This is a genomic window from Bryobacter aggregatus MPL3 (assembly GCF_000702445.1).
GTDB classification, from domain to species: domain Bacteria; phylum Acidobacteriota; class Terriglobia; order Bryobacterales; family Bryobacteraceae; genus Bryobacter; species Bryobacter aggregatus.
This window is the reverse complement of sequence record NZ_JNIF01000003.1, coordinates 3,297,400-3,320,505: the sequence shown is the minus strand read 5'-3', so window position 1 is coordinate 3,320,505 and position 23,106 is coordinate 3,297,400. Positions and strand designations below refer to the sequence as shown.

Sequence of the window (23,106 nt, the reverse complement as noted above, 5' to 3'; positions counted from 1 at the left end):
ATCAAACTATGAGTTTCCCACTACCGCCTTTACCCCTTACCCTCGAAGGCTCGGCGGTACTTCACCAGATGTTTCAGATCTCCTGGAGCGCATGGCGCGGCCTGACCCAGGAAACGCGCAACGAGTTGATCGACGAACTGACCAGCACCCTCGAAGGCATGGGCGCCGGAACAGGCCTTTTCAGTATGTTTGGGCACAAAGCAGACTTTATGCTGGTGCACTTCCGCGCCGGATTCGAAGAACTGGGCGAGACCGAGTGGGCGATCCGGAAACTCCGCATCTGGGACTATTGCCAGCAGACCAGTTCCTACGTCAGCATTGTCGAACTGGGGCTCTATGAAAGCACGGCCAAGGTCTACGGCGGATTGCTCGAAAAAGGGATCGCACCGAACGGTCCGGGCTGGAAGGAAGGGGTCGCAGAAACCATTGAGCGCCAGAAGGTGGCGATGGCCCCGCGCATCTATCCCGAAATTCCGCCCTTCCAATATTGCTGCTTCTACCCGATGGACCGGCTGCGCGGCGAAGCGAAGAACTGGTACATGTTGCCGCTCGAGGAGCGGGCCCGCCTGATGCACGAACACGGCATGATCGGACGCCGCTATGCCGGAGAGGTCAAGCAGATCATCAGCGGCTCGATTGGCTTCGACGATTGGGAGTGGGGGGTCGATCTGTTCTCCGACGACGCGCTCGTCTTCAAGAAACTCATCTATGAAATGCGCTTTGACCCGGTGAGCGCCATCTACGCCAAGTTCGGCACTTTCTATCTTGGAATTCGCTGCAACCATGAAAGGTTGAAAACACTCTTAACCATATGAGGAGACGCGCTTTCCTGGCAACCGGTTTGGCAGCCTTCGCCGCGCCCGCGGCCGAAGATTACCGCCACACGCCTGGCTTCCATAGCCTCTACAATCTCGATTACGATCGAGCGATCGAGGTTTTCGAGGCGCAGAGCCTGGAGCCAGAGGCCGATGGCGATTCGCATAACTTTCTCGCGTCTGCGTTGCTCTTCCGCACCCTATTCCGGGCGGACGCGCTCGACGGCGCTGTCGCCCTGAGCGTTTCGGACTACCTCCACAAGCCCAAGGTGGCGATGTCTACCAGCGACCGGTCCCGTTTTCTTGCAGCACTCAGCAAAGCGGAATCGATCTCGCGCGCCCGCATCGCCAAAAATCCAAACAGCGCCGAAGCACTCTATACCCTTGGCGAAGCCTACACGAACCGGGCGAATCTTGCGCTTCTCGTGGACAAAGAGTGGCGCGCCGCGTTGAAGACCGGAGGAGAGGCACGTACCCTCCATACCCAGGCCCTCGAGAAGGACAAAACGCTCATTGACGCGATGCTGGTGCCCAGCATCCACGAGTACGTGGTCGGAAATCTCCCCATCTATTTGAAAGCACTTGGATTTCTGGTTGGGTTCAGCGGAGACCGGGAGAAAGGCCTCAATGGCCTGCGCATGGTGGCCGCAAAAGGTCTGCGCGCCAAGGTAGAAGCGCAGGTCTTGCTCGCACTGGTCGACCGCCGGGAGGATCGTCCCAAGAGCGCCCTCGCCATCATGCGCGCGCTCGCAGGCGAGTTCCCCACCAATCATCTCTACCGCCGCGAGGTCGCCAATATTCTGTTGGACTCGAAGCGCAAGGACGAAGCCCGTAGCGAATTCGCCGAACTCGGCGACCCACGTTATCGCTTTCTCAAACCACAGCGATTGGAGCTCTATAAGCGGGAATTTGAGGCTCGTCTGCGCGCGTGAGACTTCCCGCTCTCCTGCTCTTCTTCCTGGTCGCTTCCTGTACACCCCAACCTGGGCTCACTCCGGTGGAGCAAGATGGTCTCACCATCCTGGAAAAACCGATTCAAGAAGAATCTTTAATCTATACGATAGAATCTGACATCCGGCCTTCGGATCTCGATCAACTCCTGCATATCGTGCAGGAATTTCAGCGGACCAAGTTGCGTGTCCATATTGTATGGCGAGTGCAGCATCCTCCAGAAACAAAGGACTTAACTTGGTTTCCGGGTCCTCGCTTCCGTCAATACTGGGACCCGAAGCAGTTCACTCCCACCTCCAATGGGAAGCTCAGAGCCGCCGGAGTCCTGGTTCCGCTTGAGCCGCTTGCCCTGCGCATTGCCTTTGCGCGGGCCACTGCCTCCATAGAAATTTAATATCCGTACCGTTGCGCATATTGGTGATCACTTATATGATTTCCTCAAATTCCTTACGGGGATCGCACGTATGTCAAAACTTCTGAGGGCCTTACTGCCCCTTGCTGTAACACTCCTCTCTCTCACCCCCGCGTACTGTCAATCGGAACGTGGAACTATCGTCGGCTCGGTAAAAGATAGCTCAGGTGCTATCGTTCCCGATGCCAAAGTCACCGTCACCAATACAGCCAATAACACCGTCGTGACCGTCGCCACTGGGCAGACCGGAGATTTCACCGCACCGAGTCTTTCCGTGGGAACCTACACGGTTCGAGTGGAGGCCAAGGGGTTTCGTCCAGCGGTGGTCAATGGTTTGATTTTGAATTCAGCCTCCTCTGTCCGAGCGGACGTGACGCTCGAAGTCGGTTCGACGGGAACCGCAATTGAGATTCAGGCCAGCGGCCTGCAGCTTTCCGTCGATAGCGCAAAATCTTCTACAAACGTCACCAACAAGATGGTGGACGAGTTGCCCCTCGTTGTCGGTGGCACCCTACGAAGTCCTTTTGACCTTGCCACCACGACCCCCGAAGCCAAGCAGCTCGGCGGGGACAATGGGTTTATTCTGGGCGGCGGACAGGCCGCCAGCTATGGTACGAATCTGGATGGAGTTTCAGCCAATACGACGCGCGCACTCAGCCAGAGCTGGGTTGCAGTGAACGCGCCATCTGTCGAAGCGCTCACTGAATTCTCGGTGGATACGAATGGATTTAAGGCAGAGTACGGACACGCCGGCGGCGGCGTGATGAACTTCGTATCGAAGAGCGGCACCAATCAGTTCCATGGCTCCGTGTATGAGTTCCTACGGAACAACGCCTTTGATGCGAACAACTGGTTCAACAATCGCCAGGGCATCGCGAAGCCGATCTACAAGCAGAATGATTACGGTGCCAGCCTCGGTGGGCCGGTGCGTATTCCGAAGGTCTACAACGGTACCGATAAGACCTTCTTCTTTGTGAACTACGAAGCGTTCCGGAATCGCGTCGGAGCAACAGGAGTCACCAATACAGTCCCGACCTCAGAAATGTACGGCGGCGATTTCTCGAACTGGGTCACCACCAACACGGCGGGGCAGGTTGTCCAAGTGCCCATCTACGATCCCACTTCACAGGTGAGAAATGCCGATGGCACCTATACGCGGACGCCATTTCCGAACAACAAGGTTCCAGCAGCACTGTTTGACCCAATTGCAAAGAATGCACTTTCCGCCTACGGTTCGCCCATTCTCCCGAATAACGGAGCCCGGCCAGGAACGATTGCTTATGTCAGAAACAACTACTTCATCGCGAACGGCTCGGCCTTGACGCCAAATACGAAGTTCAGCGCGAAAGGCGACCACGTCTTTAACGAGAAGCATCGCATTTCGGGCTACTACGGTTATAACCGTGCGGCTGAAGTTCCTGGGGCCAATGGTCCGGCGACGTTGCCCGGCAACTACACCACCTACAACGATACGCAACGCAATAGCGATGTCTATCGGATGAGCTGGGATTGGACCCTCAGCCCGACGATGCTGAATCATTTCTATGCCGGCGCCAACAACTGGCGCGAGAATCATGATCCGCCACAGGCCACGATCAAGAGCGGCATCAACTGGAAGGACAAAGTCTGCCTCGCCAATGTCCCCGACTGCGGCCAGAACCTGCTGAACTTGAGCTTTAGCGATCTGTCCTCCTGGGGCGGCCCGGCCAACAACGGTAGCGAGAATACAATCTACTCGTATAACAACGACTTCACCTGGGTGAAGAACGCGCATACGATCAAGATCGGCGGCATGATGCAGATCAGCCACTACAACGGTTTTGGGCGGCAGTGCATCTCCGGCTGCGCCAGCTTCAGCTATCAGAATACGGGTGTGCCGAACGGAAACGATCCGAACCTCGGCGGAGCCAGCTTTGCCTCCTTCCTGCTCGGATACGCGAATGGCGGCTCCATCGATACCATCCGATTTATCGGACAGCAATGGCCTTACTATGCCGGTTACATCCAAGACGACTGGCGCGTCAACCGCAAGCTCACAGTGAACTATGGACTTCGTTGGGAAGTACAACTCCCTCCGACGGGGCTGAATGACATGTGGAGTGACTTCTCACCCACGGTCCTGAATCCACGAGCAGGGAACATTCCTGGAGCATTGATTTACGCAGGCAAAGGTCCAGGCCGTGAAGGAACCCGGACACTCGCAGACGGTTCCTATGGCGGGTTTGGCCCGCGCTTAGGATTCGCTTATCAGTTGAATGACAAGACCGTGATTCGCATGTCTGGCGGTCGCACCTTCAGCGCGGTGACCACCGTATCTGGATCGACACACCAACGCGGTTTTACGCAGACCTACAGTGTGCCCAGCAACGGGACCAACGGTGTTCAGCCGAACATGATCCTGAAAGATGGTTTCCCGAGCTACCCGATTCCGCCCTTCATCGATCCATCCTTTGCCAACAAAGACAATATTCCATGGTGGCAGGGCAAGGAAGCAACCAAGCTTCCCGAGATCAACGCCTGGAATCTCTCGATCCAGCGTCAGCTCAATGCAGGCAGCTTGATTGAGGTCTCCTACAATGCAAGCGCCGGATCCCATCTGCAGTCCCAGTTGTTGAATATCAATCAGGTGGATCCACGCTACCTCACACAGTATGGCTTTGCGACGCTGAACAGCCTGGTCAACTCCCCGGCTGGCATCGCAAGCGGCGTGAAGTCCCCTTACCCGAACTTCACCAACAGCAGCGGTCCGGCACAGGACGGCTGGTGGGGAACTGGCGCGACCGTAGGCCGCGCACTCCGCCCCTTTCCGCAGTACAACAGCATCGACACCTATAACGGTGGCGGCGATCATAGCGGACACTCCACCTATCATGCCGGGATTATTCGCTTTGAGAAGCGTTCGAGCAATGGCTTGACCGTGAACGCATCGTATGTGTTCTCAAAGCTCTTGACCGATTCCGATTCTTACTGGGGGCCGGGTGTCTCGGCCATGGACCAATACAATCGCGGCCTCGAGAAATCGATTGGCCAGTACGACGTCACACACAACGTGAAGTTCTCGTCAATCTATGAGCTTCCCTTTGGTAAGGGAAAGAAGTGGATGAATCGGGGCTTCTCGGCAACGGCATTGGGCGGATGGCGCATCAGCGGCATCGGTTATTACGCCAGCGGCCAACCGCTTCGCGTGAGCACCTCCGTTGGCACCCCCAGCGTCCTGTTCGCCGGCGCCAATCGCGCCACCATCTCTACCTATGACAACTGGCGCGGCACACAAGCGAGCAGCAACTTTGATCCGTCGGTGGATCGCTTCGTCCAGCCTGCATCCTTCTTTCCAAGCCAAAATGGAACCATGTATGCGGGCACCACGCAGAACTTTGGCAATTCCACCCGTTACAACCCGAAGTTCCGCCAGATGGCCAATCTGAATGAGAACATCTCGGTAGCCAAGTCCTTTGTCTTTACGGAAAGTATTCGTCTCGACTTCCGGGCGGAAGCCTTCAACGTCTTCAATCGCCAGCGCTTCGGCACCGGCAACTTGCAGATCCAGTCCGCACAGTTTGGACAACTCACGTCGTCTAGTGATTTGCTGAACACTCCCCGTCAATTGCAGCTTGGTCTCAAGCTGTACTTTTAACCCATGCTGACTTAGCACAGCAAAAGGCCTTCCTCCAGAGGAAGGCCTTTTCACTTGGACGATAAACTAAGGAGGCAATGGCATCCGCTCAACGGCACCGCGAAATTCTCGAATTGGCATGGACAGGAGATGCCGTGCTTGCGCTCTATGTCCGCAACCGGATTCTCGCTGAAGGTTTAGGAATCAACAACGAGAAGGCGATCCGGATGAGCTCGAACCGTTTTCTTTCTGTCTTCGGGGATGCTTCTGAAATCGAGGCGCAGATCGGCCGCATTTATCGCGACGAGGGTCTGGAGGCGGCGTTCCAATGGATCGAGGAAAGCCTGATTCCTGTTTTTGAAAAGCAAGAGCGGAGGATTACTCCTCCGCCCAGGGTCAAACTTGGAAGTGACGAAAACTACCAGCGCGGCTCGCGGCGTTCGCGGCCATAGCCACCACCACCACCGCCAGGACGAGGACCGCGCTCCTCACGAGGGCGCGCTTCGTTTACCTGGAGGGCTCGGCCACCCACGTCTTTCCCATTCATGGTTGCGATGGCACGCTGTGCCTCGTCGGCATTCGGCATTTCCACAAAACCAAAGCCGCGGCTACGGCCGGTCTCACGCTCTTTCACGATCGTTACTTTCTCGATGGCACCGTAGGGAGCGAAAGCCGCTTCCAGGTCCATTTCACTTGTGCGGAAGGAAAGATTCCCCACATAAATGTTCGTCATCGTATCTCCTAAACTGTGTACTGCAATTCCGTTCGTGAGGGAATCCCAAGCCAGCCATGCTCATCGCCGATACCGACAGGAGCCGTCCTCAAAACTATACTCCTATATTAACCACATCAATGCCGAGACGTTTGCTATTGGTGCTCACCGAATTCCCCCCTTCTTTCGGGGGGATGCAGACCCATGCACTCGAGCTCAGCCGCTGGCTCCATGCACGTGGTTATGTGCTCGAAGTGGCAACCTACCGGCTCGAAGACGGACCGGCGGAAGTCCCAGATTTGCCCTTCCGCGTGCATCGTGTCCTGTCCCGCGTGTCGTACCACGCGAATCTCCGCAAGCTGGAACGCGTCGCCCGCGCGATGGGCGCCGAACTCATCTATTCCTCCACGGTCTACTTTGGCGAACTGGCCACACGGCTGGGCATCCCAATGTTTTGCCGCAGTGCGGGCAACGACGTGCTACGCCCCTGGATTGCCTGGCCCTTTGAGGCCGGCAGCACGGTGCTCGATCTTCCCTGGGTGGAGCGGCAGCTCTACCGCCGGTGGAAGAAATGGGAGTGGCCGGAACGGCTGGAATCGCTCTTGCTCGGCAGGAGAGCCGATGTGATGCGCGCCTCCGCCAGACGCATGGCAAGGATCTTTGCCAACTCCGAATACACGCGCAAGCTCTTATACGAAGCAGAAGTGGACCGGGAACGGGTGAGCTTGCTACCCGGCGGCGTAGACGCAAATTTCTTTGCACGCAGCCCGGCGGCGCGGGCAGAGCTCGGATTGGAGCGAGATGGCTATTATCTTCTGACAGCCTGCAGACTGGTGGAAAAGAAGGGCCTCGACACGCTTCTGGCATCGATGGCCATTCTGCGCGCCAAAGGAGCAAGGCTGCAGCTCCTGATCGCAGGCGAGGGGAAACAACGGAGGCACGCCGAGAACCTGATCGCAGCTCTGGATTTGACCAGCACGGTGCAACTGTTGGGCTATGTCCGCCACGATCGCCTGCGGGACTATATGCACGCGGCAAACGCCTTTGTGCTTTCGAGCAAAGACGTGGTGCACCCCAGAACCGGACTGCGGGATTCAGAAACGATGGGACGGGTCCTATGCGAAGCAGGAGCCAGTGGACTGCCAGTGATCGCATCGGCCAGCGGCGGAATCCCCAGCATCGTCGAGAATGGCGTCAACGGATTGTTGGTGGAGTCCGGATCTGCCGGAGATCTGGCAGAGAAGATCGAATTGCTCTGGAGAGATCCGATTCTATCGGCAAAGCTCGGGCGCTGTGGCAAAGAACGGGCACAAACGCAATTCGACTGGCCCGTTCTTTTCGCAGCTCATGAGCAAGCGATCCAATCGCTGCTCGTTAATAGGATCTGACGCCGCCAAAGGTAATTTCGGGAGCGACGACGTCCTCGGGCTGCAATTCGCGCCAGTCTTCCATTTGCGGCATCTCCACCTCGGGGCCATCATCGCGGATCATGGCGGCCTGTGCGTCGTTGAGCTCTCCGAAATAGCGCACCACGCCAACCGTCATGTGAGCATAGACCTCTGAGGTGATCAGACGTCCGGAATACCAGATCTGGACCGGATTGGGGGCAAAAACCACATCGTTGTGCTGGCCCTCCTCAATCGGCAACTCGCCTTCATTCCACTTGGCGAAAAGGAGTTCGCGAATCGTTCCCAGCAGCCCTCCGCTGCGGCTGAACAATTGGATCTGCATCAGATCGGCGGTGAGATTCAGAGAGATCGTTTCGGTTGCCTTGATCTGGATCCGGACATCCTTTACCACGGCCATTTCGCAAAGAGCGGTCATCAGAAATATGATCGCAGATCGGCTTAGCGCCGACGGCGCCACCACAAAACTCCAGCCGCGGAGGCAGTCAGGAGCAAAGTGGATGGCTCGGGAACGCTGTCCACATTCGCCTGGATCTCAAAGGCGCCTGAAGCGGCTCCAGGAGACGAGAAGGTGTTGCCATGATTAAAGCTCGTCACGCCTTTTGCGTCGCCCATATTGTTTTTGGCCCAAGAGAAGGTGCCATCCACTTCGTCACCTAGCGTGAAAATCGTCAGGTAGTACAAAGTGCCGCTCGCCAGTATCGGATGGACCAGGCTCTGCAGCGTCAGCGTCGTGATCGATGCAGTGCTGAGAGAGGAGGCAGAGACCGTCCACAACTCCAGAAATGAAATGGCATTGGGAATCCCTTCTGAGATCCCGACCGTCAGATTGGAGACCGCAGTGGTATCGAGTCGAGTGAAGAGCGGCAGGCTGATGCTCTCCAGGATCCCGGTCGCGGTGGGCGAGAAGCCGGAGCCGAAAACCGTTCCGTTCCCGACATTGATTCCCAGAGCAGCATACGATTGACTTGGCCCAAAGTTCGAATAGACGATTGTAGACGCCAGAAGCGGCGTGGCAAGAACCAGCAAAAATAGATGTTTCATGAATGTAGGTCCAGCTTGGGGCCACAGCATTGCAGACGGGAGTTGCGATGGGGCTAGCTAGCGGTTGTGCACCGGAAAACAAAGGAGTTCCTCGCATTGTTACACTCGATGCGTAACAAGATATGGATCTAGATCCAGCCAAGATTCGTACACAGTTGGATCGCATTCTGGCGAGCAGCCACTTCTCAAAAGCCGAGAAGCTCAGCCGCTTTCTTCGGCAGACGGTCGAGAACGCGCTGATTCCTGGCGCGGAAGCGATGAAGGAGTACGAGATTGGTGTTCGGGTTTACGGCCGCAAGGAAGACTTCGACCCACGGGTGGACTCTACCGTTCGCGCCGAAGCCGTACGGCTTCGCGCGAAGCTGCAACAGTATTACGCCAGTGAAGGCAGGAACGACGCCATCCGGATCTCGCTCCCCAAGGGGAACTATGTCCCGCACTTTACCACTGCACAACAATCGCGACGAGGAGTGATCGCCGTCGCGACCGCACTACCGGTATTCGCGGGCCTCGGTTACCTTGCGTCACGCAACACCGCCAGCAAGCCGCAAGGAATCTCTTCGATTGCGGTGCTCCGGTTCGCGTCGTTGAATCCAGGAGGAGAAACGGAATCGCGCGCCCAGGAGTTGCGGGGCGAAGTGATATCCGCGCTCTCGGCGGTGCCTGGGATGCGCGTCTCGGCGAGCGAAGCGGTGGTCGCCGGGAATGGCGGTCCCGAAGACTGGCTTCAACTGGGCAAGCGCCTCAAAGTAGATGCCTTTCTCGAGGGGAGTGTCCGAAGAGAAGCAGGTAAGTTGAAATTGACGGCGCAGCTCATCTCTGCCGCCGACGGCTTCCACCTCTGGGCCACGACCATTGAGGGCCAAGCCGGAAGCGACCGCGAAGTGGCGCAAACCGCACTCAGAGACTTGCGAGAACGCCTGCGGACCGGCAAATCCAACACGGGGAGCCCGGAAGCTGTACGCCTCTACCTCGATGCTCACCGCAATCATTCCCTGCCCGAGCAGCTCAAGCTGTTACAGCATAGCGTCGAAGCGGATCCTCAGTTCGCGCTTGCCTGGGGATCGATCGCAGCAGCGGAGCGGGAGTTGGGAGACCAGAGGCAACCAGGATGGCAGGACCATATGACCCGCGCCAAAGCGGCGGCCCAGCACGCACTCTCCATAGAAGAGACGATCGTAGAGGCACACCACACCATTGGCGGCATTAGCCTGCTCCACGATTACGATCTTTCCTTATCGGCCTCGCATCTGAAGAGAGCGGTCGAGTTGGCGCCGCGTGACGCAGTGATACAGCAACTCTACAGTTCCGCTCTGTGTGTGATGGGCCGTTTCGAGGAGGCGATGGAGGAGGTGTCGCGAGCGCAAATTGGAGCACCGAACGACGCCGGCATTGCGATCGGAAAATCGAACGTCTATTACAACTGGCATAAGTTTCGCGACGCCGAAGAAGAGGGCCGCTCGGCGCTCGCTCATCAGCAACCACGCTGGGAGGCAAGAGCACGCTGGGCAATCGGAATCGCGCTGGACGCCCAGAGTAAACTGCCGGAAGCAGAAGCGCAGTTCCGCCAGGCCCTTGCGGCCTCGGCAAACGAGTTTCGCGCAGTCATTGGCCTTGCGCTGGTGCTGCTGCGGCAAGGCCGCATCCGTGAAGCCGAGACGATCTGGAAACAAGGCAACGAACGATGGAAGAAATGGGGAGGGCTCGGGCACACCTCCCGCTCCTACTATTTCGCAGCCCTGGGCGATCCGCAGCAAGCCGTGCAGGAACTCTGGGCGGCGCATGCGGTTCACGAACAAGCCTTTCCCTATTTCCTGGTGGACCCAAGGCTGGACTCGATTCGAGCCGAGCCGGGAATGCAGGAGTTGCTGGCTCGGGTGCGCCGTTAAAATTCGATCGCCACGAGGATTTCCGAAGGCTTCTTATCGAAAGCCTTGCAGATGGCGAGAAAACTTTCAAGCGAGGGCAAATGAGCGCCGCGCTCAATGGAACTGATTTGACTGACACTCAACTTGGTGGCGGCAGCAACATCTTTCAAACTCCAGTCCCGCTCCACCCGCAGCAGTTTGATGCGATGACCGAGCCGTTCGCGCAAACGGTCTTGCGCCGCCCGGCCGAGACCAAAGGTCTCGATTGCATTCGCCAATGTCAAACGCAACTGAGCCAGGCTAAAGGGTTTGGTGAGGTAATCAAAGGCTTTGCGCTTGAGTGCCGCCCGCATGTCATCAAGCGACGGATAACCAGTCACAATGATCACGCAGAGCTTCGGCCAGCGCGTGAGGAGTTCCTCCAGAACCTGCTCCCCCTGGAAGTCGCCCATTTTCATGTCGAGCAGGACAATATCCGGCAGGCGTTGGCTGGCGGCTACAAACAGATCTTCAGGATGAGCAAACCCGTGAACCGCAAATTGTTGATCCTCCACCAGGACATCTTCCATATAAGTACGGAAGTCGTTGTCGTCGTCAAGCACAGCGATTTCAACGATAGCCGGTGAAGGCAGAATTTCCATACAACCACTGTATGTCGAATGCCTTCGAAACGGTTAAGGGACAAGAACGCTGGCGGTGCTCACCAGGCGGTTGAAGATGTTGCTAATCGAAGGAAAAATGCTCGTGGGGAAAAAGGCCCAGATGGCAACCACCATAAACCCAACCAGCAGGGCATACTCAATCAAATCCTGACCTTCCGTATCAGCCTGAAGCCGCATCAGGAGGCATCTCATTCGGGATAAACTTTGGGCAGCCATGTTCTAGTACTCCGCGCTCTACGGTTATCCCCATCCTCATGCAAAATCGAGGCCGCTTCAACTAAGTGAAAGCCGTAGCAGTACCCATAATTTCCACTAGTACTTTCGTCAGGTTCCAACGATTGTACTTAGTGAGTTTGGACTATTCGTAGCGGAGCGCTTCAACCGGGTCCAACCGGGCCGCCTTCAGCGCCGGCCAAGTGCCGAAAAAGACCCCGACGGCAATGCTCATGCCCAAGCCCGCAACAACCGCCCAGAGGGGAGTGTTACTCGGCAGAGCAGGCACCAGCTTGGCAATCACGAAGGTGACAAGACTAGCGAAGGCAATTCCCACAATTCCACCCAGAACCGTGAGGCTCGATGCTTCCAACAGGAATTGGAACACGATGTCGGGACGGCGTGCGCCGAGCGCCTTGCGGATTCCGATCTCACGGGTTCTCTCCGTCACACTTACCAACATGATGTTCATGACACCGATCCCACCCACTAGCAAGCCGAGCCCGGAGATGGCAATCGAGACCATCACAATCAGGCCGGTAATTTTGTCGAACTGCGCAATGATCTGATCGGCCGTCGAGATATTGAAATCGTTCTCCTGGCCGGGCTTCAGATTCCGCAGCCGCCGCATTGCGGCCTGGAACTCATCGAAAGCCTGATCGCGAAGGCCCTTCTTCGCTTGTGCGGTCAGGAAAAGATTGTCGACAAAGGGATACTTTTGCCGCGCCACCGAGTAAGGAATCTCGATATTGCGATCGAGGCCATTCTCTCCGAAGAAGCCGCCCTTGGCCTTCTCAAAAACACCAAGCACGCGATACTCCGCGCCATCAACCGTGATCATTTTATTGCTGACATTGCCTTCCGGATACAAAGCCTCCGCAATGCTCGCGCCAATGACGCAAACACGCAGTCCACGATTGGCTTCGTCTGGCGTAAAGACACGCCCCTCCCGCAACTCTCGCGGTTGGACAAGATAGGCATTGGGGCTACGTCCCTGGAGATTGATCGTGTCGCTTTCAAAACCCGGCACTTTTGCAGAAAGCGCCTTGCCACCCTGCACAGAGGGGATCAGCAAAGAGGCGGAGATGCGCTCGATTGCTGGACTGGTCCTCTCGATGAAGTCGACATACTCGAGCTTAAGCGGCCGGCGCTTCTGCTCCTTGGGAGAGCCTCCTTGCCCGGGATCCCCCGAAAAGCGGGAGACGAACACCGAATCGGGCCCAAACTCTTCAAAGAAGGTCACGATCCCCGCCCGAAGCCCGGTCAGAAGACTGGCAACAGTGACCACGGTCGTAATTCCGATGACAATCCCGAGGATGGTCAGTCCGGAGCGGAATCGATTGGCCCAAACAGAGTCTGCGGCCAGACGGATGGTTTCAACGATGGGAACAGACATGGACTAATCGGCCCTCAATGCTTCAATCGGATCCAAACGTGAGGCTTTGCGCGCCGGGTACCAGCCAGAGATCAAGCCCACCCCACTCGACACAAACACGGCGAGCGCAACATAGGGCCAGGTAATGCGCATATTGGCCTGCAAAAGCTGGACCAGCAGTTGGACCAAGCCCCAAGCAATCAGAATCCCCAGCAGACCGCCAAAGGCGGAGATCATGAAACTCTCCGTGAGAATCAGCGCCATGATGTCTCCGCTGCGAGCGCCCAGGGACTTGCGAATTCCAATCTCCTTGGTGCGCTCCGTGACGCTCACCAGCATGATGTTCATGATGACGATGCCGCCGACGATCAGCGAGATGAGCGTGATGGGGACAACCACCAGCCGAATCATGCCGAGGATGCTGTCGACAAAGCCGCGAATGGAATCAGGCGTCAGAAAGTCGAAATTGTCTTCCTTGGTTGGGCCCAGATGATTGCGGATGCGCATCGCGCCGCGGGTGACCTCGAGCGAATCGTCAAAGGAAAGGCCGGTGCCGGGCTTGGAGCGTGCAAAGATCGTCATCGACCTTGCCGGTCCATAGAGCTTCTCGTAAGTAGTGTCAGGGATGTAGACAGAGTTGTCCTGACTGCGGCCGAAGCTGGAGCCGAGCTTCTCCTGGACGCCAACGATTTTGAAGTCGTAGCCGCGCACCCGAATGGTCTCGCCAAGCGGACTCGTGCCCGGAAAGAAGGTGGTACGGATCTCATCGCCAATGACCGCAACGAAGGCCTTGTTGTGTTCTTCCTGCTCGGTGAAAAAGCGGCCATCGACGACGGCGACGTCGCGGATCTCCGCAAGCGCCGCCGAAACACCAATGATGCTACAGGCCTCCATCGTACGGTCCTGCTGCTTCACGTCATCGACTCTTTGGAAATAAGGGCTGTACTGCACTGCTTCGCCCGTGGAGGCGCGCAGATAGGCCAGATCGTCACGGCGCAATTGACGATTCCGGCGCAACTTTTCTGACCGCTGTTTCGGGGTCATCCGGCCCACATTGGCAATTTGAGCCAGCAGGTAGGATTCTGTTCCGAAAGCTTTTGAAGTCGACTCCTCGGCCGTCATGCCAAGGCCCTCGATTCCGGCGCCAACCAAGATCACGCTGGCGACGCCGATGACGACGCCGAGCAGCGTGAGAAAACTTCGTAGCTTATGCGCCTTGATCGAATCAAGGGCCAGACCGCAAGCGGTTAGAAAAGAGGTAGTCACAGCGTTGCTGTTCTAGAGATTATGCTTTTTGAGCAATTGATCAATGAGTTGGAAATCCGCATTCTCAATTTTGAGAGTCGCTGATTTAATTACACCATCAAGCTGACTACGATTTCTTAATCCGACAATCGCCGAGGTGACAGCCGGATGGTGCAGCGTCCAGGCAATGGCCACTTCGCCCACAGTACAACCGTACTTGCCCGCCACGGGATCCAGGTCTTCCACCAGATGTAGCGTATTGGTCAGGCCGGGCTCCTGGAAGTACGGGCTCCGCCGGCGGAAATCGTCCTCGGGCAGATTCGCGACTCGCTCCTTGGTCATCCTTCCACTCAGCAAGCCATTCTTCATCGGAGAATACACAATGACACCGACATTGGTGGCTGCGGTATGCGGCAGAATGCTCTCTTCGATTTCCCGCTGGACGAGGGAGTAAGGCGGTTGGAGCGAAGTGATGGGTGCAATCTTCTGCGCCCGCTTCATCTGTTCCTCATTAAAATTCGAAACACCGATCCAGCGGACTTTTCCTTCCTGTTTCAGTTCAGCCATGGTCGCCCAGCCCTCTTCGATATCTTCGTCCGGTTCCGGCCAATGAATCTGATAGAGGTCAATCACGTCGACCTTGAGGCGGCGCAGGCTCGCTTCCACTTCGCGGCGGATCGAATCGGCCTTGAGGCTCTTGCCGATCTCACCCTTTTCATTCCAGATGCGTTCGCACTTTGTGAAGACATAGGGCCGTTTGCCGATGCCAGTCAACGCTTTAGCGACGATCTCCTCAGAATGTCCCAGCCCATAGACTGCAGCCGTGTCGATCCAGTTGATGCCCGCATCAATCGCGGCGCGAATGGCGTCAACGGACTCCGTATCATCTTGCGGTCCCCAACCAAAAGCCCAACCACCCCCGCCGATTGCCCATGCCCCGACGCCAATTGGCGTAATGTCGAGATCACTATTCCCTAAACGTTTGGTTTGCATAAAAATTGTCGAGATTCATGGCTAGTGTAGCGAAGGGATGGGGTGAAGTGTCTTAGTACTACGAAATCTCGTCTCGAAAGCGGAAATCAGCCGAAATGTGAATTAGTTGTAGTAGTTCTGATGCTGCTTCCTGACACCTTTGTATTGACTTTTCATGTCGTTAAATCACACTAGTATGAGGCGCTGATCCGGCTTGGAGGAGAGGGATCGCGTCTTGTCCGGAGGAACAGAAGTGGCATCGAGCTCAGCACCCCGATCAATCGCGGACGCACGCGACCGGGGATCCATCAATCGAGTTCGTCTTGACGGCAGACAGGGCATCTTTCAGCTCAATTGGAGACAAGGGCTGTTGGAGGAGGTGCGCAAGTACGTCGGCGAGACTTATGTGAGTCGCAGCGGAAAAGGCAGTGAAGCCGGGGGCGTTTTCTTTGGACAACGGCTCGGAGAGCTGGTGCATGTGCATGCATGGCGGCCGATGCTCCGTACAGACGACGCGACCTCTCATTTCTATCTGAACCCACGAGAAGAGCACCTTCTCGGCAAGTTACTCCAGTCGCCGCGTTCTGACGCGGGTCTGCGGAAGATGGAAGTGCTTGGCTGGTTCCGCTCCCGCACCAAGGGAGAGAACACCTTTGATGATGCGGATCTAAGCTTTCATGATCGGTTTTTCCCCGTGGCAACGCAGTTTGCTTTGGTGATCAAACCCAGCCATCAACGGCCCGCGCATGCGGCGCTCTATGTTCGCGATGCGGAGCAGCAACTCGGCCCGATTCCTGCGGCGGTTTTCCAGTTGCAGCCCAACAATCCCAACCTGATCGCCGGGGTATCGAATGAAGCTCTTCCCGACGTCTCGATCCGCCGCGCCGCTGGCCCGCCCTGGTATGTATCCAAGCGAGTCGCCTTTAGCTATGTAGCGTGTGCCCTTTTTGCCAGTGGATTGACCATTGGCGGTTTGCAGTGGAATCAGGATCGGATCGTGCGCAATGCAGACTCTACCAATTTGGGCCTTGCGCTGGCAGTAGAAGGAGACCAGCTAAAGGCCTCCTGGAACCCAAGTGCGCCCGCATTGGCACATGCCAAAGTCGTGCAACTGATGTGGCAAGGAGAAGAACAGATCCAGTTGAATGAGATGCAACTGTCCCAGGGCTTCCTCAAAATCCCATTCAAGAAATCCGCCAGCGATGATATCCTCATCAGCCTCAGCGCCGATGGCGCTGAGGAGACGGCCCATTTGATCGGGGCGGCAAAGCCCACTCCGCTCGAAGTCCGCTAGGCTAAAACGTAAAAAGGCCCACGTTTTACCGTGGGCCTCTTTTCTACTTCCGAAGACTGGCGCCAGTCATCTCAGGGGGCTGTGGAATCCCGAGCAAATCAAGCATTGTCGGAGCCAGGTCGCGCAGGCTGCCCCGTTCATTGGCGGCACTCGTACGCAACTCCCGGTGGTCCTGGTCCACGATCACAACCGGAACCGGATTCGTGGTGTGGTAGGTGTGCGGTCCCTTGGTAACCGGATCGATCATGGTCTCAGAATTCCCGTGATCGGCGGTGATGATCCAGGCATAGTTGCCACGCTTGTTCAGAGCTTCTTCGATCTTGCCGACGCAATAGTCGGAAGTCTCAACCGCCTTGACCGCCGCGGCAAAGACACCGGAGTGGCCCACCATGTCGGGGTTGGCGAAGTTCACCACGATCACGCCAAACTTACCGGATTCGATGCCGTCGACCACCTTCTGGCAAACGCCAGCGGCAGACATCTCAGGCATTAAATCGTAGGTAGCGACTTTCGGAGAGGCAACCATCTCGCGCGCTTCGCCTTCATAAGGCTTCTCAATGCCGCCGTTAAAGAAGAAGGTGACGTGCGGATACTTCTCCGTCTCGGCAACACGCAAGTTCGCGATGCCGTGGCGCGAGAGCCAATCCCCGAGCACATTCTCGTGGGTTTCCGGCTTAAAGACGAAGGGATGCGTGAAGGTACGGTCGTACTCCGTCATCATCGTGAAGCGCAGATTGCCGTCCTTCGTCAGGCGCTCGGTGAGCTCGCGAGCCCGGTCGGCGCGGTAGTTGAAGAAGATGCAGGAGTCGCCCGGCTGGATGGGGCCAACTGGCTTCCCTGCCCCGTCGACAATGGTCACCGGCTCGACAAACTCATCGGTGGTGCCCGCGGCGTAGCTGGCCTCAACGGCAGCAAGCGCCGAGGTGTTGGTAAGCGGCGCCAGCGCCGTCATCGCAACGGCAGCCTTCTCGACACGTTCCCAACGCTTATCGCGATCCATTGCATAGTAGCGGCCCATGACGGAGGCGATCTTCGCGTTGCCGAGATGCGGCTCGAGCGCCTTCAAGAACCCGGCGCCGGACTGCGGCGGCGTGTCGCGGCCATCCATAAAGCAATGGACATAAACTTCTTTGACGCCTTCGCGGCGCGCCATGTCGAGCAGCGCATACAAATGCGTGTTCATCGAATGGACACCGCCATCGCTGACCAGGCCCAGCAAATGAAGCCGCTCGGTCTGCATCGCCGCCTTCAATTCCGGCAGTTCAAAGAACTCGCCGGTCTCAATGGCATAGTCGATGCGCGAAACGTCCATGCGGACGATCCGGCCCGAACCAATATTCAGATGCCCGACCTCGCTGTTGCCCATCTGGCCGACAGGCAGACCAACCCAAGGTCCTGAAGCTTCAATCAGCGTGTGCGGATTGGCCGCCCACAACCGATCGAAATTCGGTTTGTGGGCGGCGATCACCGCATTGCCTTCTGTTTCTTCTCTCCAGCCGAAGCCGTCGAGAATGGTCAACACAACGAGATCGGGCTTAGACATTACTGCTTGAACGCTTTCTTGCCTGCGTACTTGGCGGAAGCGCCGAGTTCCTCTTCGATGCGGAGCAACTGGTTGTACTTGGCAATGCGATCGGTACGGGAGGCCGAACCGGTCTTGATCTGTCCACAGCCGGTGGCGACGGCCAGGTCGGCGATGAAGGTGTCTTCGGTTTCACCCGAGCGATGGGAGGCCATCGAGGTGTAGCCGGCATTGGCTGCCATAGCCATCGCTTCGAGGGTCTCGGTGAGGGTGCCAATCTGGTTCACCTTGATCAGGATCGAGTTAGCAATGCCCTTCTCGATGCCCTTGGCGAGGATGCTGGTGTTGGTGACGAAGAGATCGTCGCCCACGAGTTGGACCTTCTTGCCGAGCTTCTCGGTGATGATCTTCCAGCCGTCCCAATCGTTTTCGTCGAGGCCGTCTTCGATGGAGATGATCGGGTACTGGTTCGCCCAGCTTTCCCACAAAGCCACCATTTCGGCAGAGGTGTACTCGCTCTTGTCGCTCTTCTTGAAGACGTACTTCTTCTTGGTCTTGTCGTAGAACTCAGAGGCCGCGCAATCGAGGGCGAGGGAGATCTGTTCGCCGGGCTTGTAGCCGGCAAGGACGATCGCCTCGAGGATGACGTCGACGGCTTCCTGGTTCGACTTCAAGGAAGGAGCAAAGCCGCCCTCGTCGCCGACAGAGGTGGAATAGCCCTTCTTCTTCAGTACGCCTTTGAGGACGTGGAACACTTCCGCACCCATGCGCAGAGCTTCCCGGAAGCTGCTGGCGCCAACCGGGGCGATCATGAATTCCTGCGGATCGACGGAGTTGTCCGCATGCGCGCCGCCATTGAGGATGTTCATCATCGGCACAGGCAGCGTGCAGGCGTTGACGCCACCGAGGTAGCGGTAAAGCGGCGTCATCTGGCTTTCGGCCGCAGCGCGCGCAGTGGCCATCGAGACAGCGAGCAGCGCGTTGGCGCCCAGATTCGCTTTGTTCGGCGTGCCGTCGAGCGCGATCATGGCGCGATCGATGTCAGCCTGACGGGTGGCGCTCATGCCAACCAGGTTCTTCCCGAGAATTTCGTTGACGTTGGCGACAGCCTTGGTGACGCCCTTGCCGAGATAACGGCCCTTGTCTTCGTCGCGCAGTTCGACCGCTTCATGCTCGCCGGTTGAGGCGCCGCTTGGCACAGCCGCCCGGCCGAGCGAACCGTCCGCCAGAATTACATCCGCTTCCACAGTCGGGTTGCCGCGCGAATCGAGGATCTCGCGGCCCACAATTTTCACAATTTCAGTCATTTCTACTATTGTCGCGTATGACGGCGAGCAACAGGATGACTACCAGGCGGGCACTGGATCTTTTCCGGGAACAACTTTGCAGGGAGCCCAGACCAGAGCCGTGAAACCAAGCGAGATGTTCGTCTTTTTCGGCTTGATGCTGATGCTTTCAACCGGCGCGTTTGCGGCGTCCATGCGCTTGGCCACATCCGCCACCGCCGCTTCCACCTGCTGGGTGAGATCGTCCAGCTGTGCCTGGTAGGCCTCTACCGTGTCGCCCGCGCGGCTGACATCGCCCTGATCGCGCAATACCTTGCCTGCCTGCTTGGCGGCGGTGGCGGCTTTGCCGATATTCGTCTTGGTCACGATGCTGCCGCGCCCGAACATCGCCCCGAGCACGGTGCCGAGAATGCCGATGCCGCTGCTGACCATTTCGCTGGTACGCTTTTGCTCGCGCGCGTCTTTGGCCGCTTGCGCCTTGCGCACACGCTCCTCGGCGGCGGCGATCTTCGTGCCGTAGCTGGCGCGGATGCGGGCGATCTCAACATCCCGTTCCTCGCGCATCTTCTGCGAAATCCGGGCGCGGAAGTCAGACTCTTTTTCGCCAGGATTCGAGTAGAGCTTCAGCTCAGGAGCCGAGAAGAGATCGTAGGATTCTTCGCCGTAGATATAGGTAACCAGATCCTTTTGCCAGACTGCGTAATTTTTCTCTTTTGTCGCCGCACCGGAAAGCTCGGCATAGCCGATCCCTTCGGTCGGCTCGCCTTCGAGCTCATCGGGATGGAGATCCACGGTCTGGCACTCCCGCCACTCCACCGGGGTGTTGTCATCCTTCACCGGCGACAGGTACACGCGGTCCACCATCTCATCAATGCCACTTTTGGTATCGGTAAAACGGATCTTGGTGGCGACACACATGTGTGGGTAATACATCAGCCCCTCACGATCGCCGCGTGCGGCAAGAAACTTCTGCACCACGTCCGGAGGCAGCACCGGACGGGCCGCAGCGGCAGGCAATTGGGGAATTTTGCCTGCGGGAGTTGCGGAAGGAATTTCGGCTTGCGGGCCTTTCGCGGTAAGCGTCTTGATCTGGTCGCGAGTCAGGGGCCCACGCAGATAGCTCAAGGCCCAACGCGTCTGAAAGATCAACGGCTGATTCGTGTGCACGTCGTTCATATAGAAGACGCGCTTGCCGAGGCTCGAGAGAATCCGTTCGGTCTTTTGCGTGTCGAAGGCGACGCCCGCTTGCGCACTCGCCCCGCTGAGGCCCTCCATCAGACGCGCCTTATCGCGCTCTGTCTGCAAGCGGCCAATGAACCAGGTGCCGCAGTTCGCCAGCCCCTTGTAATCCAGATCCACCGGGTTCTGCGTCGCTAGCACGACACCGACCCCAAAGGCCCTGGCCTGCTTGAGCAGCGTGAGCAATGGCTTCTTGGTCGGCGGATTGCCAAGCGGCGGAAAGTAGCCGAAGATTTCGTCCATGTAGAGCAGCGCACGCAGGCTCGAAGTCCCTGATTGCGTGCGAACCCATCCGAGCACTTCGTTCAACAGCAGCGCGACAAAGAACATCCGCTCCTGTTCGCTGAGGTGGGCAATCGAGATGACGGAGATCTTCGGCTTGCCCTGCGCGTTGCGCAGCAGCTTGCCGATGTCGAGCCCCTCACCTTCCATCCAGGCCTGGAAGCCAGGGCTGGCGAGCAGATGATTCACCTGCATCGCCAGCGCAAAGCGATCTTTGGCGGGGAAGAAGCTATCGACGTCCAGCACACCGATCTTCTTAAAGGGCGGCTCCTGGATCTGGCTGATGATCGCGGCCAGATCGAGACTCTTGCCATTGGCCCAGTTCGCTTGGAAGATCTGCGCCAGCAGAATGTGTTCGCGACTTTGCAGCGGATCTGCATCGATCCCCAACAGACTCAACACGGCGGTTGCTGCATTGGCCACACGGTCGGTGAACATTTCGCGATCTTCCATCAGCGCCTCAGACGGCGCCTCGAAGCTCTTCAGAATCGAGAGCGGCCGGCCCATGCGGGAGCCTGGAGTGTAGATCGTGAACTCGGCAGCCTCGCCCATGCGGCGAATGCGCTCTCCGTCCTGGTGCCAGTCGGAGAGCCCCTTCCGCCACAGGTCGGCCTGTTGCTTAGCGAAGTCCGGAACGCTGAGTTGCGCCTGGGTGGCCTCGTCCGGATTGACCCAGGGCTCAAAATCCGACGGGAGAAGGTCAGGAAATTGAAGCAGCAGATTCCCGAGGTCTCCCTTGGGATCGATGAGAATCGCGGGGATGCCATCGATGGCGGCTTCTTCCAGAAGCGAAATGCAGAGGCCCGTTTTGCCGCTACCCGTCATGCCGACGCAAACTGCGTGCGTCACCAGATTTTTGGAGTCGTAAAGGACTAGCTTGCCATTGCGCTGCCGCTGATCCAGATCGTATTCTTCACCGAGGTAGAAGACCCCGAGTCCCTCAATGTTGGCCATCGATGACAGTATCTCGTACCTGCCGGCCGATCATCCACCAGGCCATCACAGCGCACAGGTACAGCCCGGACATGATGTACAGAGGCAGGGTCCAGTTGCCGGTGTTCTGGACAACCCAGGCCAGCACCACAGGACTGAGCGCACCGCCCACTTGGCCCGCGGTATTCATCGTCGCCGTCATCACCGCCGAATTTTCCTTGCCGATATCAATACAGAAGGAGAAGGCAGCGCCCAGGCTGAACATGCTCAAGCCGTAGGCAAGGGCGAGCAGGACACCCGAAATGTGCGGGTCTGGAGCAGCAGCGCCGAAGAACATCGCGAGCATCGCAGTGAAGTAAGAAGCGCCCGCAACTCCGGCTCGGCCCCAGGAGAGGCCAAGGCGGCGCGTCACGTAATCGGTTGTCCAGCCACCTGCGAGGTCAGCCGGCACGGCAAACAACATGGGGAGGCCGGCAAAGATGACAACATGCTCCGTGGACATGCCCCGGCCTTCCTTGAGGTAGGTGGGCATCCAGGTCATGACGAAGAAGGTCCCATAGGTATTTGCGAAATGGCTGACGCACAGCCAGATCACACTGGGGTTCTTGAAGACGACCTTCCAGTTGCCATGGGCGTTCACGGCAAGGCCGCGACCGGATTCGATCAACTTTACTTCCTCTGGACTCGTGCCCGCTTTATCGCGTGGCTCGTCACGGAACCAGAGCCACCAGGACAAAGCCCACAACATGCCGAGGATGCCGAATACGACAAACACCATGCGCCATTCCATATAGCGCAACAGCCAGTAGACGATGCCGGGCGTGATTGCTCCGGCCAGATGCGCGCCAGCAAAGAAGACGCCCTGAGTTTTGCCACGTTCTCGTGCCGGGATCCAACGTGAGTAGACACGTCCGACGCTCGGCCAAGCGCCTGCTTCGCCCGCACCAAAGAGGAAGCGAATCACCAACATCGAGATATAGTTCCAGGCGCCGGCAGTCGCAATGGTGAAGAGACTCCACCAGAGAACGATCCGAGTGACCACGCTGCGTGCGCCGATCCGATCGGCCCAGGCGGCAGTAGGAACTTCAAAGACACCATAAGCAACGGAAAACACGAAAAACACCATGCTCATCTGTTGCATCGAAAGCCCAAGATCCTTACGAATCTGAGGGGCTAGTACACCGATAGCAATGCGATCCAGATAGGTAACGCCTGCGAGGAGAACGGTCATCGCAATGACGCGATGACGCATGGCTAGCATT

The 23,106-nt window shown here is 57.5% G+C and carries 20 protein-coding genes; 8 read left to right on the top strand and 12 right to left on the bottom strand.

Annotated features, from left to right (window positions below; genetic code table 11):
- The first annotated feature begins 8 nt into the window (after window positions 1-8).
- From hemQ to M017_RS0115400, 5 genes are all read left to right on the top strand, one after another.
- Complete coding sequence (gene hemQ, locus M017_RS0115420) at window positions 9-815, top strand: hydrogen peroxide-dependent heme synthase (protein WP_031499026.1); 807 nt, start codon at window positions 9-11, stop codon at window positions 813-815.
- Window positions 812-1,747 carry a hypothetical protein gene (locus tag M017_RS0115415; protein WP_031499025.1) on the top strand — a complete coding sequence of 312 codons (936 nt, stop codon included), beginning with the start codon at window positions 812-814 and terminating at the stop codon, window positions 1,745-1,747. Before hemQ ends, M017_RS0115415 begins: the two co-directional genes overlap by 4 nt.
- Complete coding sequence (locus M017_RS0115410; RefSeq protein WP_031499024.1) at window positions 1,744-2,160, top strand: hypothetical protein; 417 nt, start codon at window positions 1,744-1,746, stop codon at window positions 2,158-2,160. The genes M017_RS0115415 and M017_RS0115410 overlap by 4 nt, the downstream gene beginning before the upstream one ends.
- 70 nt (window positions 2,161-2,230) lie before the next feature.
- Window positions 2,231-5,812: a TonB-dependent receptor gene (locus M017_RS0115405; RefSeq protein ID WP_155121432.1), complete on the top strand. Its 3,582-nt coding sequence runs from the start codon at window positions 2,231-2,233 to the stop codon at window positions 5,810-5,812.
- Between the two features lie 77 nt (window positions 5,813-5,889).
- On the top strand, window positions 5,890-6,243 hold the full coding sequence (locus M017_RS0115400; RefSeq protein ID WP_202901660.1) for a ribonuclease III domain-containing protein: 354 nt from the start codon (window positions 5,890-5,892) through the stop codon (window positions 6,241-6,243).
- Here the strand turns inward: M017_RS0115400 and M017_RS0115395 are convergent.
- Window positions 6,210-6,524: an RNA recognition motif domain-containing protein gene (locus M017_RS0115395; RefSeq protein WP_031499021.1), complete on the bottom strand. Its 315-nt coding sequence runs from the start codon at window positions 6,522-6,524 to the stop codon at window positions 6,210-6,212. The genes M017_RS0115400 and M017_RS0115395 overlap by 34 nt on opposite strands.
- A 119-nt stretch (window positions 6,525-6,643) precedes the next feature.
- Here M017_RS0115395 and M017_RS0115390 point away from each other — a divergent pair, with 119 nt between their 5' ends.
- Window positions 6,644-7,891 (top strand): glycosyltransferase family 4 protein, encoded by a 1,248-nt coding sequence (locus M017_RS0115390; RefSeq protein ID WP_162179940.1) that lies wholly within the window; start codon window positions 6,644-6,646, stop codon window positions 7,889-7,891.
- On the opposite strand, the gene M017_RS0115385 is transcribed toward M017_RS0115390, so the two are convergent.
- Together M017_RS0115385 and M017_RS0115380 are read right to left on the bottom strand one after the other, a co-directional pair.
- Window positions 7,878-8,327: a hypothetical protein gene (locus M017_RS0115385; protein WP_155121431.1), complete on the bottom strand. Its 450-nt coding sequence runs from the start codon at window positions 8,325-8,327 to the stop codon at window positions 7,878-7,880. The two genes, M017_RS0115390 and M017_RS0115385, sit on opposite strands and share 14 nt — an antisense overlap.
- 23 nt (window positions 8,328-8,350) lie before the next feature.
- The gene (locus M017_RS0115380) at window positions 8,351-8,953 is read right to left on the bottom strand and encodes a PEP-CTERM sorting domain-containing protein (RefSeq protein WP_031499018.1); all 603 of its coding nucleotides are present in this window, start codon (window positions 8,951-8,953) and stop codon (window positions 8,351-8,353) included.
- 122 nt (window positions 8,954-9,075) lie between these two features.
- Here M017_RS0115380 and M017_RS0115375 point away from each other — a divergent pair, with 122 nt between their 5' ends.
- On the top strand, window positions 9,076-10,842 hold the full coding sequence (locus M017_RS0115375) for a tetratricopeptide repeat protein (RefSeq protein WP_031499017.1): 1,767 nt from the start codon (window positions 9,076-9,078) through the stop codon (window positions 10,840-10,842).
- Here the strand turns inward: M017_RS0115375 and M017_RS0115370 are convergent.
- The 5 genes from M017_RS0115370 to M017_RS0115350 all read right to left on the bottom strand — a co-directional run bounded on the left by M017_RS0115370 (window position 10,839) and on the right by M017_RS0115350 (window position 15,309).
- Window positions 10,839-11,462, bottom strand: a complete 624-nt coding sequence (locus M017_RS0115370; protein ID WP_031499016.1) for a response regulator — start codon at window positions 11,460-11,462, stop codon at window positions 10,839-10,841. The genes M017_RS0115375 and M017_RS0115370 overlap by 4 nt on opposite strands.
- A gap of 33 nt (window positions 11,463-11,495) precedes the next feature.
- Window positions 11,496-11,660, bottom strand: coding sequence for a Flp family type IVb pilin (locus M017_RS29360; protein ID WP_238325912.1), 165 nt, complete (start codon window positions 11,658-11,660; stop codon window positions 11,496-11,498).
- Between the two features lie 181 nt (window positions 11,661-11,841).
- The gene (locus tag M017_RS0115360; protein WP_031499015.1) at window positions 11,842-13,092 is read right to left on the bottom strand and encodes an ABC transporter permease; all 1,251 of its coding nucleotides are present in this window, start codon (window positions 13,090-13,092) and stop codon (window positions 11,842-11,844) included.
- 3 nt (window positions 13,093-13,095) lie between these two features.
- Window positions 13,096-14,337, bottom strand: a complete 1,242-nt coding sequence (locus tag M017_RS0115355) for an ABC transporter permease (RefSeq protein ID WP_031499014.1) — start codon at window positions 14,335-14,337, stop codon at window positions 13,096-13,098.
- A gap of 12 nt (window positions 14,338-14,349) precedes the next feature.
- Window positions 14,350-15,309: an aldo/keto reductase gene (locus M017_RS0115350; RefSeq protein ID WP_031499013.1), complete on the bottom strand. Its 960-nt coding sequence runs from the start codon at window positions 15,307-15,309 to the stop codon at window positions 14,350-14,352.
- A gap of 358 nt (window positions 15,310-15,667) precedes the next feature.
- Here M017_RS0115350 and M017_RS0115345 point away from each other — a divergent pair, with 358 nt between their 5' ends.
- On the top strand, window positions 15,668-16,582 hold the full coding sequence (locus tag M017_RS0115345) for a hypothetical protein (RefSeq protein WP_162179939.1): 915 nt from the start codon (window positions 15,668-15,670) through the stop codon (window positions 16,580-16,582).
- Between the two features lie 43 nt (window positions 16,583-16,625).
- On the opposite strand, the gene gpmI is transcribed toward M017_RS0115345, so the two are convergent.
- From gpmI to M017_RS0115325, 4 genes are read right to left on the bottom strand one after another with little or no spacing between them, the layout of a single operon-like run.
- Window positions 16,626-18,125: a 2,3-bisphosphoglycerate-independent phosphoglycerate mutase gene (gene gpmI / locus M017_RS0115340; protein ID WP_031499011.1), complete on the bottom strand. Its 1,500-nt coding sequence runs from the start codon at window positions 18,123-18,125 to the stop codon at window positions 16,626-16,628.
- Window positions 18,125-19,411 carry a phosphopyruvate hydratase gene (gene eno, locus M017_RS0115335; protein ID WP_031499010.1) on the bottom strand — a complete coding sequence of 429 codons (1,287 nt, stop codon included), beginning with the start codon at window positions 19,409-19,411 and terminating at the stop codon, window positions 18,125-18,127. The genes gpmI and eno overlap by 1 nt, the downstream gene beginning before the upstream one ends.
- A gap of 39 nt (window positions 19,412-19,450) precedes the next feature.
- Complete coding sequence (locus M017_RS0115330; RefSeq protein ID WP_051670160.1) at window positions 19,451-21,865, bottom strand: ATP-binding protein; 2,415 nt, start codon at window positions 21,863-21,865, stop codon at window positions 19,451-19,453.
- Window positions 21,852-23,096 carry an MFS transporter gene (locus M017_RS0115325; RefSeq protein WP_238325911.1) on the bottom strand — a complete coding sequence of 415 codons (1,245 nt, stop codon included), beginning with the start codon at window positions 23,094-23,096 and terminating at the stop codon, window positions 21,852-21,854. Before M017_RS0115325 ends, M017_RS0115330 begins: the two co-directional genes overlap by 14 nt.
- Between the last annotated feature and the right edge of the window lie 10 nt (window positions 23,097-23,106).

Bases quoted from the DNA above. Each gene is read 5' to 3' on its own strand.
- M017_RS0115400 (WP_202901660.1), top strand. From the start codon at position 5,890: ATGGCATCCGCTCAACGGCACCGCGAAATTCTCGAATTGGCATGGACA.
- M017_RS0115380 (WP_031499018.1), bottom strand. From the start codon at position 8,953: ATGAAACATCTATTTTTGCTGGTTCTTGCCACGCCGCTTCTGGCGTCT.
- M017_RS0115370 (WP_031499016.1), bottom strand. From the start codon at position 11,462: ATGGAAATTCTGCCTTCACCGGCTATCGTTGAAATCGCTGTGCTTGAC.
- M017_RS0115405 (WP_155121432.1), top strand. From the start codon at position 2,231: ATGTCAAAACTTCTGAGGGCCTTACTGCCCCTTGCTGTAACACTCCTC.
- eno (WP_031499010.1), bottom strand. From the start codon at position 19,411: ATGACTGAAATTGTGAAAATTGTGGGCCGCGAGATCCTCGATTCGCGC.
- M017_RS0115395 (WP_031499021.1), bottom strand. From the start codon at position 6,524: ATGACGAACATTTATGTGGGGAATCTTTCCTTCCGCACAAGTGAAATG.
- M017_RS0115375 (WP_031499017.1), top strand. From the start codon at position 9,076: ATGGATCTAGATCCAGCCAAGATTCGTACACAGTTGGATCGCATTCTG.
- M017_RS0115390 (WP_162179940.1), top strand. From the start codon at position 6,644: ATGCCGAGACGTTTGCTATTGGTGCTCACCGAATTCCCCCCTTCTTTC.
- M017_RS0115330 (WP_051670160.1), bottom strand. From the start codon at position 21,865: ATGGCCAACATTGAGGGACTCGGGGTCTTCTACCTCGGTGAAGAATAC.
- M017_RS0115415 (WP_031499025.1), top strand. From the start codon at position 812: ATGAGGAGACGCGCTTTCCTGGCAACCGGTTTGGCAGCCTTCGCCGCG.
- M017_RS0115385 (WP_155121431.1), bottom strand. From the start codon at position 8,327: ATGACCGCTCTTTGCGAAATGGCCGTGGTAAAGGATGTCCGGATCCAG.
- M017_RS29360 (WP_238325912.1), bottom strand. From the start codon at position 11,660: ATGCGGCTTCAGGCTGATACGGAAGGTCAGGATTTGATTGAGTATGCC.
- hemQ (WP_031499026.1), top strand. From the start codon at position 9: ATGAGTTTCCCACTACCGCCTTTACCCCTTACCCTCGAAGGCTCGGCG.
- M017_RS0115360 (WP_031499015.1), bottom strand. From the start codon at position 13,092: ATGTCTGTTCCCATCGTTGAAACCATCCGTCTGGCCGCAGACTCTGTT.
- M017_RS0115325 (WP_238325911.1), bottom strand. From the start codon at position 23,096: ATGCGTCATCGCGTCATTGCGATGACCGTTCTCCTCGCAGGCGTTACC.
- gpmI (WP_031499011.1), bottom strand. From the start codon at position 18,125: ATGTCTAAGCCCGATCTCGTTGTGTTGACCATTCTCGACGGCTTCGGC.
- M017_RS0115350 (WP_031499013.1), bottom strand. From the start codon at position 15,309: ATGCAAACCAAACGTTTAGGGAATAGTGATCTCGACATTACGCCAATT.